The following is a 19,377-nucleotide window of genomic DNA, read 5'->3' on the forward strand; positions in this document are numbered from 1 at the left end:
TCCTCCGAAAAGCTATTTATGCACGTTCTCCCAAGATCGCGTCCACCGCACTCCAGTCGACCGCGCCCTCCTCGAACGGGCGGCGGCGCATGCGGTGTGCAAGGACGAGGCGGCTGACGCGCCGCAGATCCTCCGCCATCACTGCACTGCGCCCTGCAAGTGCCGCATGTGCAATGCCCGCCTTGATGAGCGTGATGTCTGCGCGGTGTCCGTCGACGCCGAGCGTCAGCGAGATCCGAGCAGCATAGCCGAGGATTTCATCCGGCACTTCCACGTGGGCGACACGCGCACGCGCCGCTATGATCTTTTCACGCAACTCCTGCTGGGTGTCTGCATAGGTTTCAGCAAAGGCATCGGGATCACGCTCATAGGCAATCCTGCGGCGGATGACCTCGACGCGCGTCCCTGCTTCGCGTTCCCCCGCAACGGTCACGGAGAGCGCAAAGCGATCGAGGAGCTGCGGGCGGATGTCCCCCTCCTCCGGATTCATCGTCCCGACGAGGACAAAGCGCGCCGGATGGGCATAGGAGATGCCCTCACGCTCCACGGTATTGACCCCCATCGCCGCAGAGTCGAGCAGGATGTCAACGATATGATCCTCAAGCAGATTGATCTCATCTACATAGAGGATGTTGCGGTTCGCCGCCGCCAGGATGCCCGGCTCGAACTCCTTGCGCCCGTGCTGGATCGCCGCCTCCATGTCGAGTGTCCCGACCACACGATCCTCTGTCGCGCTGACGGGCAGCTCCACCACGCGCATCGGAATTTCCTCCGCCGTGAGATCTTCTCCGGTTGCCTGCCTTACACGGCAGGCATCACAGTACAGATCTGGCAGCGCAGGATCACAGTGGCACGTACAGCCGCGCACCGCCCGCAGATCCGGCAGGAGTGCTGCAGCGGCACGAACGGCAGTGGACTTCGCCGTCCCTTTCTCGCCCTTGATGAGCACACCTCCGAGAGACGGCATGACAATGCTGAGTAAGAGTGCTGTCTTCATCTCCTCCTGACCGACAATGGCTGTAAACGGATAAACCGCTGTTGTTTTCATGTGGGTATCCCTTCGTATGTATGACTATCCGAAATATGTACCGTCTGCATCGCCGCCCGTTTCAGTGCACATTCGGCATTGGACAGAGCCGAATGCTGCTGCCCCGCCCAACGTGCATAACACGCACCGCCGCAGCCCGCGAAGTCTGCACACGCCCTGCAAAACGCCATGGCACTCTGCATCTCACGTGCCACCTCCTCCTGCCGCTGAACGTCGATTCCGTGCTCCACATCGCCGAGCAGAAAGCGCGCATCACCGACAAAGGAAGAACAGGCGTAAGCCCGTCCGGCGGCATCAATATGCACGCCCGCCCCACTCATCGCGTGACAGTGGGAAAAACCATCGCCCGTGCGCTGCGAAAGACACGCCGCCTGCTCCTCCTGCGCAATCGAAATGCGGTATCCGTGCAGCCGACCAAGGTGTTCGTTCCGCACAAAGACCTCCGTCATCGCCCGCGCCATCTCCCCCTCGCGCGCGGGGCGGACAGCCGCGCCGCGCCCCTGCATGCGCAGAAGATCAAAGCCGATATGGCGCACATTGCCGAGGTAGTATGCCATCTCTATGATGCCGGGGAGTTCCCCGACATTCTCCGCCGTAACAACACAGGTCAGGCCGACCGCGATGCCGCGCTGACCGAGACGCTGAATCCCCGCAATCACATCCATCGACGAGCCGCACCCATCAGGGTAGCAGCGGTGCACATCGTGAACATGGGGTCTGCCGTCGAGGCTGACGCCGATGCCAATGCCCGCACCGCGTAGGAAGTCTGCCGTCTCATCCGTAATCAATGTCCCATTCGTCTGGAGATCCATGCGAGCCCGTATTCGATTGATGCGGATATAGTCCGCCATCTGCCGCAGGAGAGGAAGTGACAGCAGCGGCTCTCCGCCCGAGAACTGGAGGATGAAAGAGGTTCCACCCTCCGCTGCGAGGTCGATTGCACGCCGTGCCGTCTCCCACGTCATCGTTCTGCGGTCTTGAGCGGATGCGTAGCAGTAACGGCACGCAAGATTGCAGTTTCCCGTGAGACTCAGCACAAGCATCCGCAGCGGCATCATTCTCGTTTTCTCACTTCTCATCTGCAAAGCGCTCGGGGTAGACCGCACGCGCAAGCTCATAGACACACTCGATGGCATTCTGTCCCGCGCTGTACCGGTAGGTATCGGGCACGGTGTAGAGATGATTCTCCCGCACCGCCTTGACGTGCATAAACAGGGGATCATTGCGCAGCTTTTGACGAAAGTCCTCGGTCTTTTCCCCCTCTGCACTCCATGTTGGCAGAAGGAACACATCGGGATCAAGCGCAACGATCTGCTCCATAGATACCGGTGTATCTGCTGTGAGCCCAACCATGGCGGCACCGTTGCGGAGGGATGCGTGCCGACACATATCGTCAAAGAGACCGTCCTTCTGCCCGAACACGCCGCTAAACGCAAACGCCACGATAATCGGTCGCTTCTCCTCGGGGATGTCCCCGACACGGCGCTCGACATCGGCGAGACGTGCACGCTTCGCGGCGATAAGTGCAGCGGCATTTTCCTCCTGACCGATGAGCTTTCCAATGGTATCAATCCGCGTGAACACGCCCTCGATGCGCTTCGGAGTACGTGAGGCATAGACCGTCAATCCGAGGTCGCGCAGACTCTCAACCAGTTCTTTTGGCACACCGTCCGTTGTGAGAACGAGATCAGGATCAAGTGCGAGCACACGCTCCGGGCTTTTGTCCTTGAGCTTGACCGAGACCGCCTTCGCCGCCTCGCTCATAGCGGATAGTCCGGGATCATCCGAATACGAGGTAAGCGCGGCAATCTGCTCGGGCGGTGCAATCGCAAGGAGGATCTCGTCTGTGGCAAGCCCGAGCGAGACGACGCGCTGCGGCTTCTCGTGCAGCACGACCTCCATCCCCATATCGTCCGTCCCACGATAAAACACAGATTGCTCTGCCACATTCTGCTGCTCCCCCGCACAGCCGGCAATCATGCCGACGAGCGAGAGGAGCAGCAGAAGCGCACAGAGCTGTACATTAGAACGCATGCGTATACGTCAGTCGGAAGTTGCGCCCAAGATCGAGATTGCCATAGCGGTTGGAGTAGTTTTCACGGTTCAGCAGGTTGTAGATGCCAAGCGACACCACGTCATCCTTGCTCGCCGTATAGATCACATTCATATTGAGCTGGATCTTGTCGGGTACATCCTGTGCAGCACCATATCTTTGCGCCGTGTACTCACGGTCGCCAAGGTATTTCAGATTGAGATTTCCCTGCCACTTCGCCATCTGATAGTCGAGACGGACAAGCCCTTCGAGGCGTCCGGCATCCTGCACCCATTCCTTTTTCTTGGCACTCGGATCCTGTACCTTGGGATTCGATACGCTCCCGCCGAGAGTAAGTCGCCATGCGTCATTAAAGCGTTTCGTATACTCGACCTCGACGCCTGTATTTTTGAAGTTCCCCTTGTTCGTGGGATAATTTTCCTGTGTTGCCGGATCCTTCGCCCAACCTATTTTGTTCTTCATGTCCATGTGATAGACGGCAGCTTTCCATGTGTCGTTTCCATGGCGCATCTTGAGCCCTGTTTCATAGGTCCATCCTTCCTCCGGCTTCAGCCCCGAGGGATTATACTTCGTATAGCTGAAGCTGTCATCTACGGTCGGCATTTGGAACGCCTTGCCGACATTGATGTACCATGCCGTATTCCGATCAAATTCATAATTGGTCTGAAACTGCGGCATGAAGACGTTTTGATCCTTCACAGGGTCATTGATGAACTCACCACGCAGACCAAGCGTAAAGTTAAACTTCGGCGTAAACTGTTTGCTGTAAGAGGCATAAAGGGAGTTGCCTGTACGAACTGCAGAACGCCTTTTTGCAGGTGTATCAATCGCCTCACGCTTGTAGGAATATCCAAAAACAAGGGAGTCTGCATCAAACTTCCAGTTCTTTTGGACATCAAAGATCTCTCCATCCATGGTCGCATTGGACGCTGATGCACGGTTTGCAATGAAATCGTACCCCCATACCTTGCGGTAGGTATAGCCGAGAAGCGCGCGAATGCCGTTCTCCTTTCCCTGATAGACGAGACTTGTCGTGTGGCGATAGTCGTTATGACGATAATTGTATTTGGTTCCCTCGGGGACAAGCGCCGTCCCCGCAGGATTCTTTTTATAACGAATCCCACCGCGCGTGATATCAGCATCCATATAATTGTAGTTGAGCGAAACTTCATCGGTGAGTTGAGCCATGATGCCGATGCGATTCTTTTTCCCCTTGCCGACCCACCAGTCAACCCAAGAGATCTTATCGATTCCAAAACCGTTGGAGTGCGGAAGATCCTTCGACCATTCGCGGCTCACATCAACAACGATTCGCTCCCCTACATAAGTCGCCTCGCTCTTCTTAAAGTAATTGCCAACGGTCTGACTGAGTTTAAACTCGGTTTCCTGTTCCGTCGGTTTCTTCAGGATAATGTTAACGACACCGCCCATCGCATTCGCACCATAGAGTGTCGATGCTGCGCCCTTAACAATCTCAATGCGCTCCACCATCGATGCGGGAATGCCTTCTGTACTTGGATAATTCTTGAGATTCATCGGTACACCGTTCACCATGACGAGCGTACCGCGGTCAAAGCCGCGCAGGACAATGCGCCCCGCAGCAAAGCCAAAGTCCTGCCCTGCCTCACCGTACGACGTACTCGTCGAGCCGATCTGCTGGTCGATTGCCTCGAAGACGTTGCGGTAGCCCGCCTTCTCGATTTCCTTCGCTGTGATGATCGTCGTCGTTGCAGGCGTATCAAGATCGCGCTTTACTCGGCGCTGCGCCGTCACAACCGTATCGCTGAGCGCGTGCGCCTCTGCGGAGTCTGCTGTCTGCTCCGCTGCATACGCCGTTCCCACAAAACTTGCACCGGAAAATGCTGCAAGTACCGCAAGCGTCCACTTTTTCTCTCTTGTCATGATCCTTTGTCACCTTTCTTTTTCGCGCGCTCCATGCGCCACATTCATATTTTAAAAACTTTTAGTCATAGCAGAAAATGAAAAGCCCCTTCCTGCCAAAGCAGAAGAGGGCTTAATTTACACACAATAGAAGAGTCTGAATCCCCATCCCCATCACTCGCAGGTCAAACGGCGATTGTTAATCAGGCAGTTCTCCTGGCTCCAGTTCGCCGCTCGCCCGCGCCTTCCCAGGGGTCATCCCCCAGTGGCATTCGTGGAAATACAACCCGTATTTCCATGCGGGTTCGCTCACTGTCACAGTGGCGGGACCGCTCCGGCTTTATCGGAAATATTCCCTTTACCGGATTTTCTATTAAACATTCGTACCTGACCCAATGCTATAAAGTTTTTGTAAAATACTCTGATAAAGATAGCATTGGATGAAGTACTTGTCAATACGTCAAAGAGATATTTTACGAATCATCTCAATATACTTCTCTCTTGCCCTATTTATTTTCCAGCAGATAGAGATAGTCCCCATAGCCCTCGCGCTCCATGTCCTCCTTCGGAATGAAGCGCAGGGAGGCGCTGTTGATGCAGTAGCGTAGACCACCCGTCGCCGCAGGACCATCGTTAAAGACGTGTCCGAGGTGTGCACCGCTGCCCGCCGCCATGACCTCCGTACGCACCATGCCATGTGAGCGATCCTCGTGCTCGGCAATGAGCGCACTGTCAATTGGACGCGAGAATGCCGGCCAGCCACAGCCGGAGTCGTATTTGTCCGTCGAGATGAAGAGAGGCTCGCCCGTCGTAATGTCGCAGTAGATCCCTGCGCGGAATTCATGATCGTATTCGTTGCGGAAGGGCGGTTCCGTCGCCTTCTCCTGCGTGACGGCATACTGCATCCCCGTCAGACGCTCTTTGAGTTCGGCATCCGATGGCTTTTCATACGTACGTGTAGGCTTCGCCGCCTCCGCACGCTCTGCCGCCGCACGCTTCTCGCGCATCTTGGCGATGAGTGCGGGTGAAATATGGCAGTAGCCATTCGGATGTTTCTCGAGATACTCCTGATGATCCTCCTCCGCACGGTAGAAATTCACAATCGGTTCCACCTCAATAGCGACCTTTTTACCGATGCGCTTCTGCAGCGCCTCGAGCGAGGCACGGATCACGGCGGCATCCGCGCTCTCGCTGCCGTCCGCATTCGATACATAATAGATTCCGGAGCGGTATTGACGTCCGATGTCGTTGCCCTGCCGATCCACCGTTGTCGGGTCGATGGAGTCATAGAATGCCGTGAGAATCTCATCAAGCGAAACGATCTTCGGGTCATAGACAACGTGAACCGCCTCCGCATGGCCGCTGCCGCTGCACACCTCACGATAGGAGGGGTTTGCGGTAGTCCCGTTCGCATAGCCACTCTCTGCGGAGACAACACCATGGATCAGATCGATATAGAGTTCCGTTCCCCAAAAGCAGCCGCCCGCAAGATAGATCTCCTTCTGTCCCTCCGTCGGCGCGTTTTTCTGTACGATCTCATGCGGCATCTCCGCCGATGTTGCGGCAGGTGTTCCGCAGCCGCCGAGGCAGACGAGCAGACCAAGTGCACAGATATTGCGCAGGGATGAAATTTTCATGATATTTCTCCTTTCCGCTGTTTTGTGATGGAGTAACACATACTTTTACAAAATACCGTTCAGTCTTCCGATTTCCTGTATTTTCTCCGCAGAGAGTTTGGTAACACGCGCGATCAGATCGAGCGACATTTTCTCCCGCAGAAGGGCAAGCACCGTTTCCATGCGCCCCTGCTCGAGTCCCTGCTCGAGTCCCTGTTCGAGGCCGTATTCCACGCCATCCCTATATACACCTTCGCTCAAATTGCACATTTGTGCCACCCCTTTCTCCAAATTCGGCGTCATGATAACATTATATCAGCGATTCCTAAATGTATCCCTAAATTCTATGTCGTGATCTCCTCCGCCGGCGGAAGCTGCCACTCGATTGGCGACTCACCTGCTGCCATGAGAAAATCGTTGACACGCGAAAAGGGGCGGCTGCCGAAGAAGCCGCGATGCGCCGAGAGCGGACTTGGGTGCGGCGACTCGACGATGAGGTGGCGCGGATTCGTAATGAGGCTGCGCTTCTTCCGTGCGGGGCTTCCCCAGAGGATAAAGGCGAGCGGCCGCTCACGCGCGCCGAGCAGCTGAATGATGTGGTCGGTAAACCGCTCCCAGCCATGTCCCTGATGGGAGGCTGCCGCATGGGCGCGCACGGTCAGCACGGTGTTGAGGAGCAGCACGCCTTGCTTCGCCCACGGGATGAGACAGCCATGCGCGGGCGGTACGATGCCGAGATCGTCCTGCAGCTCCTTGTAGATATTCAGCAGCGACGGCGGCGGGTCGATGCCGACCTGCACAGAGAACGAAAGCCCATGCGCCTGACCGTCGCCGTGGTACGGATCCTGCCCGAGGATGACGACCTTCGTATCCGCAAAGCTCGTATAGTGCAGCGCATTGAAGATCGCAAACATATCCGGATAGATGCGCTTCGTACGATACTCCTCAATGAGGAATTGGCGCAGCTCCCGATAGTACGGCTGCGCCATTTCGTCTGCAAGCAGTTCCTGCCAATCGTTGTGAAAAATTTCCTTTGCCATGCTAAACTCTCTCGTAAATTTCAAATATACAGGTCTCTCCGCCCCGACTGTTTGTCAATGCAAAGCCTTCAAGCGGGGGTAAGAATACATCTGCTCCATACGCCCCCGGCAGGCGCGTGATGTATGCCCGCCGCGTATACGGCAGGAGCGTTCGATAGCATTCCGCGCCGCCGACAGCAAAGATCGGCCGCGGCATGGAATGCGTCATCGTACCGAGCAGCGTCCACAGTTCCGCAAGATCATGCACGATATGAAAGCCCTCCGCCCGCTCCATCGTCCCTGAGAGCACAACATTCTCCCGTCCTACGAGCGGTCTCCGTGCAGGCAGACTCTCCATCGTACGCCGCCCCATGACAAGGATCCCGCCCATCGTCGTCCGACGAAAATGAGCCATATCCTCGGGGCAGTCCGTGAGCAGCTGCCCCGCCCGTCCAATGCCCCCCTCCTCATCACAGGCGGCAATCAGTTCGAGCGGATACGGCTCAGAGAGTTCACGCGCACGCACAATGCCCTCCGTATCGGCCTCGGCAAGCCATGCAGCAGCGGACTGTCCATGCACCATCAGATTGGGCGCAATCTCCGCCAGCGGCACGAGCACAAAGGCGCGCTCCGTGAGATAGGGATGCGGCAGCCTCAGCGCCGCATCCGCACACGTTGCCCCCTCGACATAGAGGACATCGAGATCGATCGTCCGCGCGCCCCAGTGTTCATGACGCACGCGCCCGAGTTCGTGTTCAATGCGTTGGAGTACCCTGAGCAGCTCGTGTGCGCTTCCGTCAAATGAAATGCACGCCGCCGCATTCAAAAACAGGGGCTGATCCGTCTTTCCCCACGGCGGCGTTTCGTAAAAATGCGACACCCGCTCCACGCGCAGATGGGGGTGCTCCGCCATCCGCCGCAGAGCCGCACGCATCGTTTCCCCACGATTGCCGAGATTCGCTCCAAGCCCGATGTACGCTATTCCCATTGCACATCCTTACGTCGGCGGAGGATTGTCACACCAACATCCGAAAAGAACGCGTTGATCGGCGCTGTGGGCTTATGAACGGTGACGCGCACCCAGCGCAGCGGAGAAAACTGCCAAAAGAGATCATCCGCAATCTCCTCCGCCAGTGATTCAATCAGCTGCTTCGACGCTCCATCCATAATGGAAGATACCGCACGGTAAACCTTGGCATAGTTCACCGTATCACTGAGATCATCGCTCTCTCCCGCCGCACGCAGATCAAGACCAAGCTCCACATCCACCTCGAACGGCTGCGGAATCTCCTGCTCGTGCGGAAGAACCCCGTGGCAAGCCATAAAACGCATTCCACGCAGAAAAATACGATCCATATTACGCCCCCAGAATTGCGTCCGTCATGCGACACATACGCCCTATCGGCTTCACATCGTGTACGCGGACAATCGAGGCACCGCGCACAATGCCGAGGACGCACGCCGCTCCCGTCGCCTCCATGCGCTCCTCGACGGGCAGACCGAGCGCCGCGCCGATGAAGCTCTTGCGGCTCGCTCCGAGGAGGACGGGATAATCCGTACCGTCATACGAGATGAGTTCATCCATACGGCGCATAACGTGCATATTCTGCTCCGCCGTTTTGCCGAAACCGATCCCGGGGTCAAGGATGATCTTGTCCCGCGCCAGTCCTGCCGCGTCTGCCAGTGCAAATGAGCGTTCAAAGAACGCACGCATCTCACCGACAATATCCCCATCGTACGCCGTCCCATTCTGATTGTGCATCACAACAACGGGCGCATCTGCCTCGGCTGCGACGCGTGCCATCTCTCCCGGCTCCTCCGCATACTGCAGCCCCCAGATATCGTTCAGCATATCAGCACCCGCAGCGAGTGCCGCCCGCGCCGTCTCCGCCTTGAACGTATCCACGGAGACGGGTACGGGGCATTCCTGCAAAACCGCCTCAAGAAGCGGCAGAAGCCGCTCCGTCTCCTCTGCCGCCCCCATCGGGACGAAGCCGGGACGGCTCGACTCTGCACCGACGTCAATGATGTCGGCGCCGTCCTGCACCATCTCCTCCATGTGACGGAGCGCCGCGTCCCGCGTATTCCACCTGCCGCCGTCCGAAAACGAATCCGGTGTCACGTTCAGAATCCCCATGACGAGCGTACTCCCGCCAATCGTCAGTTCCTTGCCGTCACGGAAGCGATATATTCTCTCTGCCGTCATTCCACTCACCTAACATCTGCCATGCCTGCAGTTCCATCGTTTTGTCATCGCGAAAGATGCCGCGACACGCCGAGGTTGTCGTCCTCGTACCGTGCGCACGTGCCCCGCGCATCGTCATGCAGAGCTGACGTGCATCGACAACGACGAGCACCCCCTCCGCACCGAGTCCCTGCTCCATCTCGCGTGCAATATCCGTTGTCAGGCGCTCCTGCAGCTGCGGACGCCGCGCCATGCACTCGACGAGCCGCGTGAAAACGCCAAAGCCCGCCACGCGGCCTGCGTGCGGGCGATAGACAATATGTGCTGTCCCAAAGAATGGGAGCAAATGGTGCTCACAGATGGAGTGGAACGAAATCCCGCGCACGGCAACAAGACCGTCCGTCTCCTCCGTCAGCACATCCGCCCAGAGATCCCGCGTGTCCGCGTGCAGCCCCGAGAACAGTTCCGTATAGAGCTGTGCCACGCGTGCAGGCGTTTCCGCCATCCCCCGTGCAGCGAGATCAACCCCGACCGCCGTGAGAAATTCGCGCATGGCGCGCTCCGCACGCGGGAGATCAACCGCTGTGCGCCCTTCCTCCATTTCCGTCACCTCACCTTGTTCAATTCTTTGCCCATGCGGCTATGTCCGCGATCTCACGCGGCGTTGTCCTGCAGCAGCCGCCGATGAGCCGCGCGCCCGCCGCATACCAGCGCCGCGCCTCCGTGCCGAAATCTGCCGTCGCACCATACCATCTCCGCTTATGGACATCATACATCTCACCGGAGTTCGGATAGACGACGATGGGCTTCGCCGTCTCGCTCCGAATCGCGCGAATCAGCTCCTCCGCATACTGCGGAGCCGTACAGTTCAGCCCGATCGCCGCAGCCTCCGGCACAGTGTCCAGCCACCGCGCACATGCCGCAATCTCCATGCCGTCACTGATGTGCGCAGCATCGCGGCAGGAGAACGAGAACCACGCGGGAATCCGTATCGCTCTTTCGCGCAGCGCGCGCACAATCGCACGTGCCTCCACCAGACATGGCAGCGTCTCACAGGCGAGCAGGTCAGGTTTTTCCTCTGCAAGCAGCGCAAGGCGCTCCGCATGAAACGCGACAAGTGCGTCCTCGTCGATGCCATAGTCGCCGCGATACTCCGAGCCATCCGCACGATACGCACCGTATGATCCAACCGATGCCGCCACAAGCGGCACGCCGCCATCCACACCGCGCTCCGAGCAGTACAGTTCACATGCCTCCCGTGCCAGACGCACGGATTTTTGCAGGAGCGCGGCAGCCTCCGCCTCCGTAAAGCCGCACCGCATAAAGCCCTCGACCGTCGCCTGATAGCTCGCACTCGTCACCACATCTGCGCCCGCGCGCAGATAGTCCAGATGAACCTCACGCACGAGATCGGGACACGCAAAGAGAGCCTTTGCCGACCAGAGCGCATCGCTGATCGAACATCCGCGTGCCTCGAGTTCCGTGGCAAGCGCACCGTCGAGCACGATTACATCCTGCCGCGCAAGACGCTCCGCAATCGGATTCACGCCATTCCTCCCCACAAACAGGAAAACGCTCCCCCATCGTGAAGGGCAGCCCCACACAAGAGGAGAGCGTCTGACATCATTTCAGCAGGCCATGTGCACGCAGAGCCGCGTCCAGCTTCGCCGCATTCGCCGGCTCCATCTCCGTGAGAGGCATACGCAGGGGACCCGCATCGTAGCCGAGGCGGCGCATCGCCGTCTTGACGGGAATCGGGTTCACCTCGCAGAAGAGCGCGTCGATGAGATCGGCATACGCAACCTGCATACGCCCTGCCTCCGCCGCATTGCCGTCGAAATAGTGCTGGCAGATATCATGCGTCGCCTTCGGCGCGATATTCGAGAGCACAGAGATGACACCCGACCCGCCGAGCGAGAGAATGGGGACGATCTGATCATCGTTGCCCGAGTAGACGGCGAAATCATCGCCCGTCGCCGCACGCATGCGCAGGATCGCGGAGAGATCACCGCTCGCCTCCTTAACCCCGACGATGCGCGGGTGCTTGGCGAGCGCCGCGTATGTCTCCGTCTTGATATTGACTCCCGTGCGCGAAGGTACATTGTAGAGAATCGCGGGGATATTCACGCTGTCTGCAATCTTCGTGTAGTGCGCGATCAGACCGTTCTGCGTGCACTTATTGTAGTACGGCGTCACGAGAAGGAGTGCGTCCGCACCGAACTGCTCCGCATACTTCGACAACTCGATTGCGTAGGAGGTTTCATTTGAGCCGGTTCCCGCCACAACGGGAATACGCCCCTTCACCTGCTCCACCGTATAGCGGATCGCCTCACGGTGCTCCGCATCCGTCATCGTCGCGGACTCGCCCGTCGTCCCTGTGATAACGATGGCATCCGTGCCGCCCGCGATCTGATCCTCGATAATCCGCCCGAGTTCCGTATAGTTCACGCCTGTCTCTGTAAACGGCGTAATGATGGCGACGCCGGCACCACGGAAAACTTTCTTCTTCATGGCAGGTTCCCCCTTCAAAATCATCTTCTGCTATTATCCCACGCGCGGTATGAAAAGTCAAAAACTTTATGTCCGCAGTGCGGGGCAGATCTCATCGAAGAGCGCGGCATTCGCGCGAATCTTCTCCTCGCCGCCGAGGACGCAGCGCACATTTTCACGCATCGCCGCCTCCACGAGCGGCGCGAGTGCACGCACATCCTCCTGACGTGCCGTCAGGATCTCCTCACGCGCACGCTGGCGATCCTCCCACGTAATGCCGCGCAGGTGGAACGTCGCCGCGATATCCCCCTTCATCTGCGGCGTCAGCGGCGCGTCCACGCCGCTCATCGTACCGATGATGAACTTGTCCATCTCGCGGTCGGACACGTCGAACGACCGCACATAGTCCGCCGTCTCATCGAGAACGGCAAACGTCTCCGCGAGATTCGGATCGCGGTAGGAGGAAAAAATCATAAAGCCGTTTCGATTGAACTGCGTCATAGCACCGTACGCACCGCCCTGCACGCGGATGCGCGTCCAGAAATAATCATAGCGCAGCAGCGTTTCCAGCACACGCAGAACTCCCGTATAGGCGAATCCAAGCTTGATAAAGTTCGCGCCCTTCGCCACATACTGAACGCGGCTCTGCGTCATCAGCCCCTCATTCTTCGGCACAATCTCCCATGTGTACGGCGCTGCAGGAAACAACACGGATGAGATCTTTTGTTGGAACTCCGCAAGCCCTGCTGCAATCTCATCATAGTCAGCGGCAGGTGCCGTGACGCTGACCATCAGATCATTTGCATTGAAGATCTGCGGCAGAATGCGCCGAAACGCCGCCTGCATCTCCACATGGCGTGCTTCGAAGTTATCCTTGAACGTGCGCAGGAAGTCATGGAACGGCAGTCCGCCGACCTCGGCATAGCGCCCCGCGGGCGTCAGATCGGCAGCGATCCGCGCAGCAACTACCTGATTTGCCGCACGCTGGAGCGAGAGCTCCATCCCCGTCTTTCCCTCATCGATCAGCTCGCGGACACGCTTTGCCCCCGAGAAGTCGCTCTCCGTCATGATCTCCGCAAGCAGATCAAAGAGGCGCGGCAGATTCCCCTTCAGTACCTTCGCGCGGAGCTTGAAGCGCGGCAGGAGAGAGTCCGGCTCGCCCGCGCGCGTGTAGGCAACGATGTCCGCGCCGAAACCGCCCGTGTAGAGACTGCGCAGCATCGCGAGCTCCGCATAGCTGTGCCGCGCGGTATCGACTGCTCCGAACATCTCCGCGAGGAGGTACGCATACGGCAGATCTGCCTGTGCGACCGCCGCCATCGGAAAGTAAAAATTCAGATAGACAATCCCGTTCGTCTCGATATCCGAGTAGAGTATCTTCGTCCCTGCACAGTCACGCAGATCGAGCGGCAGACGCTCCGCCTCCGCACGGATATCGGAGCGTGCGAGAATTGGAATCGACGCAAGCGCCTCCTCCGTATCCGGCTCCTCCTGCGCCTCCTTGAGCGCCGCACAGGACGCTAAGACCTCTGCAATCTCCTCGGCACTCATCGCGGCTTTTTTCTCCGCAAGGATCTTCTCCTGTGCCGCCTCGCGCTCCTGCCCGAGCGTACGGCTCGGCGCGAGCGTCACGAGAGCCTCATGCGGATTCTCAAGGAAGGATTCTCGAATCACCTGCTCAAAATAGCCGTTTTCGAGTCCTGCTTTGAGTTCGGCAAGCACGTCCTCATAGCGCAGATAGTCCGCAGGCGCGCCATCGTAGAGCCACGTCTTCATCATGCGGATGCCGTAGATCAGCCCCTTTGGCGACGACCCGAAGTCCGACTCGCGCAGACGGAACTCAAGCGTATTGAGCGACGCCTGCACGAGCGTGTGATCGAGTTCCCCGTCCGCGAGTTTCCGCAGCGTATCTTTGACAATCCGCACAAACTCATCCGCGCGTGCCGTCTCTGATTTGCTGACAATGATGCTGAAGAGCGGCTGCAGAATATCACTCTCATAGTTCGAGTCGACATCGCGCCCAAGCCCCGCATCGATGAGTGCCTGTCGCAGCGGCGCACCCTGCATACGCAGCAGCGCATGGTCGAGGATCTGGAGCGCCATCACACGCTTTCGATCCGCCGTGTCGCCGATCACCCAGTTCAGCGAGAGAAAACTGTTTTCCTCCAGCGGCTCCTCCGCCCCAATCGGATAGAAATGTGCCTTGTCGACGCGCCCCGCGAACGCCTGTTGACGGTCGATGCGCGAGGGCACGGAAATCCGCTCGAAATGCGAGAGATACGCGCGGTCGAGGTAGGCGAGCTTCTCCTCGATATCCATGTCTCCGTAAAGATAGATATAGCTGTTCGACGGATGATAGTAACGCGCGTGGAAATCGAGGAACATCTCCTGTGTGAGCGTCGGGATCGCCTCGGGATCGCCGCCCGACTCACAGCCATACGTCGTATCGGGATAGAGCGCCGCCATGATGCGGCTGCCGAGGAGATCATCGGGCGCCGAGAGCGCCCCCTTCATCTCATTGTAGACAACGCCGCTGTAGGAGAGCGGTGCATCCGCATCCTCGAGTTCGTAGTGCCAGCCCTCCTGCATGAGCACCTGCGGATTCGTGCGCATCGCGGGATAGAAGACCGCATCGAGATACACGTCCATGAGATTCTGAAAATCACGGTCGTTGCGGCTCGCGACGGGATACATCGTCTTGTCGGGGAACGTCATCGCATTGAGGAACGTGTTGAGCGACCCCTTCACGAGTTCGACAAACGGCTCCTTCAGCGGGTACTTGCGCGAGCCGCAGAGTACGGAGTGCTCCACAATATGCGCCACGCCCGTATCATCCACGGGCGGCGTGCGGAAGCTGATCGAAAAGACCTTGTTGTCGTCCGCCGTCTCGAGGAAGAAGAGCCGTGCGCCCGTCTTCTCGTGGACAAACGTATGCCCCCGCCCGTCTGCTTCCTTGATCTCCTCCGAGCGGATCAGGCGAAAGCCGTGAATGATATCATCTATCTTCATGTGAAATATCCTCCTTCATACAATGGATTTCATTATAGCACAGCGCAGTGTTTTCGCAAAATAAAAGAGATTCCAAACGCCGCACATGGCGCATAGAATCTCTTACAATCCCGCAGGATCAGTTATTCAGACAAATATTCAAAACAACCCCCATGACCGGACTCGATGCAACCGAATACTGCGGCGAATTCACGGGGACAAGCCCGTTCTTGCTTTGCGACTCTGACAGTCTATACTTCCAATCTCCATTCGTATAGACAAACTCCCATCCTTCCACATCATACTCAGAGCGGCGCACACTCTTCGTGCGCACGTTGAACTTCTTATCCCCGCTCCAGCGAATCGTATGCGTCATGACATAGACATCAGCCCCCTGACTCGTTGCGGCATACACATCCTGTGCATGAGCCTGCTTTACTGCCAAGTCATCGGGTACAACCCCCGTGTCGAAAGCTCCGCCGAGAGCCAAGCAAGCCGCAAAACCACCCAGCAGTACCGACTTCTTCATCACGGATTTCATAAACTTCTTCATTTTGATTTCCTCCTATGAATGAAACACAATGCATCGACTGCATCACGACCCGATAAACTTTCGCAGGAGATCCAGCTCCCCGCCGCCCGCATTCCGCTGTGGTGGATTCTGCGGAATGTTCTGCTGCGCTTCAAGACGGGCAAGCCGATCTTGATTCTGTGCCATGAACTCCTGTGACTCCCGCGCAATCTCTTCAATATCTTTGCCGTGCGCCAGATCGAGGAACGGCTTCCATACGCCGTTTACCATCATATCAACATTCTCAAGTGCCTCCGCCGCATCTTCCGCTGATATTTTATTCTGCGCAGCATCATGTTGAATCCTCGCAATGACTTCCTGTAACATCTCGTCGCTCGTCGGCAGTTCCTGTTCACGCTTTTTCCCAAACATCATAAATTCCTCCTGTCCCTGCGAACTGCTGTCATATCCCATTACAGCAGTCTGTGCGCGTCTTTGGACGATAGGCGCAATCAGCTCATCCATCAGTGCATTTGCCTGAGAATGGGGGAGTCTGCAGCGTATCAGATTGTCGATAAATGCTGGTGTCATACGCTGCTGCAAGGCGATTGCGACCGCATCCGCTTCGTCACGGGTAAGCCGATACTCCTGCCCCTTATGCTTGAACGCACCCTCGAGCACATCCATGACATCCACAGGCTCCGGCTCAAACTCATCATCGCTCAGTGCAGAAGTCAGGGTACGCATAGTGGATGAACCTGTCGAGCTACCGATAACGCTGCCTAAAAAGCCGCCGATCATACCGCCTGTGGCAGTCCCTATAACAGGGACTGCCGAACCGATGGCTGCGCCTGTCGCCGCCCCGGTGCCCCAGCCAATTGTACCGCCTGCAACGCCGCCCGCCGTATGCGTAAAGTTCTTCGCGAACGTTTGCCTGCTCCGCCGCGAATCCATGCCCGCGTGCTCCATGAAACAACTCCGTCACACCGTTGTTCGCCGCGTTGCGGTTCACACCATCCGCAAGAAAGGGATTCTGCCGTCGCTTCTCCTCGTCACGATTCATCCGCTGTCCTCCTCTCCGAAAAAATCTTTATGCCGTCACCATATTCTTTGCAAAATTCTTGACCGTCTCGATCATGGAGCGGGACTGCTCCATGATCGTTTCCACCGTCTTGGTCGCCACAGGGCGGATCTTATCGAATCCCTCCCATGCCATAGCGCTGATCTTCTGTTCCATTTTGAGCCGCATCGGCTCACTGACTACCATGCTGAGCGCACTTCCCGCAACTGCTCCGACGCCCGGAATTATTGTCAGCACCTTGCCGGTAATGACATGGCTTGCCAGCTTTCCAATCATTGCACAGTTGACGCGCCCCATGCGTTCAACTGCCTACACCGTACTGATCTGACGGTTCGCAAGCTGCCCGGCGATGCGAAAATTCTCCATTCCCGAGCACCCAATCGCAATGAGGGCAGGGAGAGGTGTCATCTTTAGGATCCCCGGCAGTTTTCCCTTCTGCGCTGCAACCTTGAGCACGCCGACCGCCACCGTCTTCAGTCCGATGTCGATTGCCGTGCCGCGCATATTATCCTCTGCACCCTCAATCTCTACAGGCAGCTCCATCGGCACATCGGGACGTGTAATATCCATCGCTCCGCCCATCGCCCCCGAGAGTGCTGCCTGCTGCCCGATCTCACGCGCATAGTCGTTGATCTGAGCCTGTGTCCAGCCTCCCGTCATCTCCGCCTCCGGCATGGGAATCTCCGTCACGAGCTCGCCCATCTCGAGCGTGCGATAGGCGGCGGCGTTGCCCGCCTGCAAGCCGTCCCGCACCTCCATAAGATAGCGTCCTCGCTCCTCCATGTCCATCGGCAGCTCCCTCCTCCGCACGTTTCCGCGGTACCACCGTACCGCTCCGATCACAGAGTGATTGATAGCGCTCGTCGAACTTCACGTTTTGGAACGTGATATACTTCCGTTCAAAGTCAACAATCTCATCGCTCTCAATAACGGCGACCGCCTTACCCGCACCGTAATATTTCGTTCCGCGTGCCTTGAGCGGAATCGTGAAACGCCCATCGCAAAGCACGATCTCCTCCGCCCCCTCGTCGATCAGAGTATCCAGATCCTCCTGCGAGAACGCAGTATTCTCCGCCAGATCCAAGAGATACGGATCCGTTGTATAGTCCCGCAGCTTACGCAGCCGCCACGTCCGCTCCGAGAGTTCCGCAACATCCACCGCATCATGGTCGGCTGCCTCCACGCCGAGAACGTGGCAGAACACGGACTTAAAATTAGAGTCATCCTCATCCAGATCGTCCAGCTGCGCCGCCTCCTCTGCATATCCGTTGCGTTTCAGCCACCGCTGCAGCTTGCCCTCCTTATACAGGCCAAGCACCGTCTCAAGGTCGAAATGCTCCCGCAGCTCCGCAATCTCCCGCTCGACCTTGTGTCCGTCCTTCATCGTCAGACTGAAATTCAAAACTCTTGCAATGATGATCCTCCCTATTGTCTAATATAGAACATTCTGCTCATTTCACGCGCGGCACCCGTTTATAAAGCGTCAGCTCCCACGAGGCAGAGCCGCTTTGCACCCGATAGATATGATGCTCGATGATGCGGCTGAGCAGCTGTCCGATTTTCACCGCCACAAACTGAATCGCACCGAGGAGGAGGACAATGCAGTCAAATCCCCAGACGGAAAGTACAATTGCACCCGCAAAGGTGAGGTACAAAAGAGTTATCAGCTTCGCGAGCACAATGCCCAGTACCGCCCCCACCGCACTGCGCCGCAGGAGTCGGATGTTCCGGAAGTGCTCATCGAGGAATCTACGTATATGACGGTAGATTTCACGCGGCGATTTCAGACTGCGAAGAATGACAAGAAGGCGTTCTCGCTTCCAGTACAGCCAATCTGACAGACGTGCATTCACGTAGCGGAGAGCCTCGGGCAGTGAGGAAAACCGTCCCAGCCCCTGTACCCAATGCCCGACATCCAACAATCGCGTAAAGGCGCTGCGAAGGAAGCTCCAAAAATGGATGTCCATTCTCCGCAGATGCTGCATGATCTCCCGCAGAGATAAATCTGCCAGCCGAAACGGTAGGTAGATAAAGATACGCAGGAATACGAACTCAACCAGAAAAAGGCAGCCTCGCAGGAAAAACGCCAGTCCATAATGCCCCGCATAGATCCCCGGATGCCGCACGATTGCACGCCGCTTATAGCGTAATCGTTTCCATAATGCCATTGTCCACCGCCCCTCTATCATCATCCTCTCGATTACGAGATCTTGACTGCTGTGATACTCGTGACCTTCACGCTCGTAAAGATCCGCTGCCGCACCTTCGCCTTTGCCTCTGCCATTGAGGTGGCGCTGACCGTCGTCACCTTATGCGCCGGATGTTTTGCCCCCGGTGAGAGTTCATCCCACTTTACGCGATACGTTGCCATTGTATTATCCTCACTTTTCTTCGATACGATATTTTTCATTATGTGGATTGTTATTTTATCATGAGTGCCTCCCCCCGCGGGACAGTACGCAATAACAAAAAACAGATCAACAATGCGGCTGAATTTATCAGTGC

22 protein-coding genes and 1 riboswitch are annotated in these 19,377 nt (G+C 57.3%); all 22 genes read right to left on the reverse strand.

What is annotated here, in order from left to right:
- Positions 1-16: 16 nt before the first annotated feature.
- Positions 17-1,048, reverse strand: a complete 1,032-nt coding sequence (locus C8273_RS08060; protein ID WP_106627218.1) for an ATP-binding protein — start codon at positions 1,046-1,048, stop codon at positions 17-19.
- Entirely contained in the window at positions 1,045-2,103 is a 1,059-nt protein-coding gene (locus tag C8273_RS08065) for a radical SAM/SPASM domain-containing protein (RefSeq protein WP_106627321.1), read from the reverse strand. The genes C8273_RS08060 and C8273_RS08065 overlap by 4 nt, the downstream gene beginning before the upstream one ends.
- 13 nt (positions 2,104-2,116) lie before the next feature.
- Positions 2,117-3,082 (reverse strand): ABC transporter substrate-binding protein, encoded by a 966-nt coding sequence (locus C8273_RS08070; RefSeq protein WP_106627219.1) that lies wholly within the window; start codon positions 3,080-3,082, stop codon positions 2,117-2,119.
- Entirely contained in the window at positions 3,072-5,003 is a 1,932-nt protein-coding gene (locus C8273_RS08075) for a TonB-dependent receptor plug domain-containing protein (RefSeq protein ID WP_106627220.1), read from the reverse strand. Before C8273_RS08075 ends, C8273_RS08070 begins: the two co-directional genes overlap by 11 nt.
- A gap of 168 nt (positions 5,004-5,171) precedes the next feature.
- Positions 5,172-5,388, reverse strand: a riboswitch (cobalamin riboswitch).
- 100 nt (positions 5,389-5,488) lie between these two features.
- Positions 5,489-6,619 carry a peptide-methionine (R)-S-oxide reductase MsrB gene (gene msrB / locus C8273_RS08080; protein ID WP_106627221.1) on the reverse strand — a complete coding sequence of 377 codons (1,131 nt, stop codon included), beginning with the start codon at positions 6,617-6,619 and terminating at the stop codon, positions 5,489-5,491.
- A 45-nt stretch (positions 6,620-6,664) separates the two neighbouring features.
- On the reverse strand, positions 6,665-6,868 hold the full coding sequence (locus C8273_RS08085; RefSeq protein ID WP_234343948.1) for a monoheme cytochrome c: 204 nt from the start codon (positions 6,866-6,868) through the stop codon (positions 6,665-6,667).
- Positions 6,869-6,942: 74 nt separating this feature from the next.
- Entirely contained in the window at positions 6,943-7,638 is a 696-nt protein-coding gene (locus C8273_RS08090; RefSeq protein ID WP_106627223.1) for a uracil-DNA glycosylase, read from the reverse strand.
- 1 nt (position 7,639) lies between these two features.
- A complete protein-coding gene (gene folK / locus C8273_RS08095) occupies positions 7,640-8,605 on the reverse strand; it encodes a 2-amino-4-hydroxy-6-hydroxymethyldihydropteridine diphosphokinase (RefSeq protein WP_106627224.1) in 966 nt (321 codons plus the stop codon).
- Positions 8,596-8,973, reverse strand: a complete 378-nt coding sequence (gene folB / locus C8273_RS08100) for a dihydroneopterin aldolase (RefSeq protein WP_106627225.1) — start codon at positions 8,971-8,973, stop codon at positions 8,596-8,598. The genes folK and folB overlap by 10 nt, the downstream gene beginning before the upstream one ends.
- 1 nt (position 8,974) lies before the next feature.
- A complete protein-coding gene (folP, locus tag C8273_RS08105; protein ID WP_106627226.1) occupies positions 8,975-9,823 on the reverse strand; it encodes a dihydropteroate synthase in 849 nt (282 codons plus the stop codon).
- Positions 9,792-10,403 (reverse strand): GTP cyclohydrolase I, encoded by a 612-nt coding sequence (folE, locus tag C8273_RS08110; protein WP_106627227.1) that lies wholly within the window; start codon positions 10,401-10,403, stop codon positions 9,792-9,794. The genes folP and folE overlap by 32 nt, the downstream gene beginning before the upstream one ends.
- Positions 10,404-10,422: 19 nt before the next feature.
- A complete protein-coding gene (mmuM, locus tag C8273_RS08115; RefSeq protein ID WP_106627228.1) occupies positions 10,423-11,349 on the reverse strand; it encodes a homocysteine S-methyltransferase in 927 nt (308 codons plus the stop codon).
- Positions 11,350-11,425: 76 nt separating this feature from the next.
- On the reverse strand, positions 11,426-12,313 hold the full coding sequence (gene dapA, locus C8273_RS08120) for a 4-hydroxy-tetrahydrodipicolinate synthase (protein WP_106627229.1): 888 nt from the start codon (positions 12,311-12,313) through the stop codon (positions 11,426-11,428).
- Between the two features lie 66 nt (positions 12,314-12,379).
- Complete coding sequence (locus C8273_RS08125) at positions 12,380-15,301, reverse strand: insulinase family protein (RefSeq protein WP_106627230.1); 2,922 nt, start codon at positions 15,299-15,301, stop codon at positions 12,380-12,382.
- A 118-nt stretch (positions 15,302-15,419) separates the two neighbouring features.
- Positions 15,420-15,833: a hypothetical protein gene (locus C8273_RS08130; protein ID WP_106627231.1), complete on the reverse strand. Its 414-nt coding sequence runs from the start codon at positions 15,831-15,833 to the stop codon at positions 15,420-15,422.
- A gap of 42 nt (positions 15,834-15,875) precedes the next feature.
- Entirely contained in the window at positions 15,876-16,538 is a 663-nt protein-coding gene (locus C8273_RS08135; protein ID WP_159060745.1) for a hypothetical protein, read from the reverse strand.
- 19 nt (positions 16,539-16,557) lie between these two features.
- The gene (locus tag C8273_RS12640; RefSeq protein WP_159060746.1) at positions 16,558-16,854 is read right to left on the reverse strand and encodes a hypothetical protein; all 297 of its coding nucleotides are present in this window, start codon (positions 16,852-16,854) and stop codon (positions 16,558-16,560) included.
- A gap of 27 nt (positions 16,855-16,881) precedes the next feature.
- Positions 16,882-17,148, reverse strand: a complete 267-nt coding sequence (locus C8273_RS08140; RefSeq protein WP_159060747.1) for a hypothetical protein — start codon at positions 17,146-17,148, stop codon at positions 16,882-16,884.
- Positions 17,149-17,181: 33 nt separating this feature from the next.
- Positions 17,182-17,574, reverse strand: coding sequence for a hypothetical protein (locus tag C8273_RS08145; RefSeq protein ID WP_234343951.1), 393 nt, complete (start codon positions 17,572-17,574; stop codon positions 17,182-17,184).
- A complete protein-coding gene (locus C8273_RS08150; protein ID WP_106627235.1) occupies positions 17,486-18,274 on the reverse strand; it encodes a hypothetical protein in 789 nt (262 codons plus the stop codon). Before C8273_RS08150 ends, C8273_RS08145 begins: the two co-directional genes overlap by 89 nt.
- 49 nt (positions 18,275-18,323) lie before the next feature.
- Positions 18,324-19,040, reverse strand: coding sequence for a hypothetical protein (locus tag C8273_RS08155; RefSeq protein ID WP_106627236.1), 717 nt, complete (start codon positions 19,038-19,040; stop codon positions 18,324-18,326).
- 32 nt (positions 19,041-19,072) lie between these two features.
- Positions 19,073-19,243, reverse strand: coding sequence for a hypothetical protein (locus C8273_RS08160; protein ID WP_159060748.1), 171 nt, complete (start codon positions 19,241-19,243; stop codon positions 19,073-19,075).
- Between the last annotated feature and the right edge of the window lie 134 nt (positions 19,244-19,377).

The organism is Candidatus Centipeda massiliensis, assembly GCF_900290285.1.
Classification (GTDB): Bacteria; Bacillota; Negativicutes; order Selenomonadales; family Selenomonadaceae; genus Centipeda; species Centipeda massiliensis.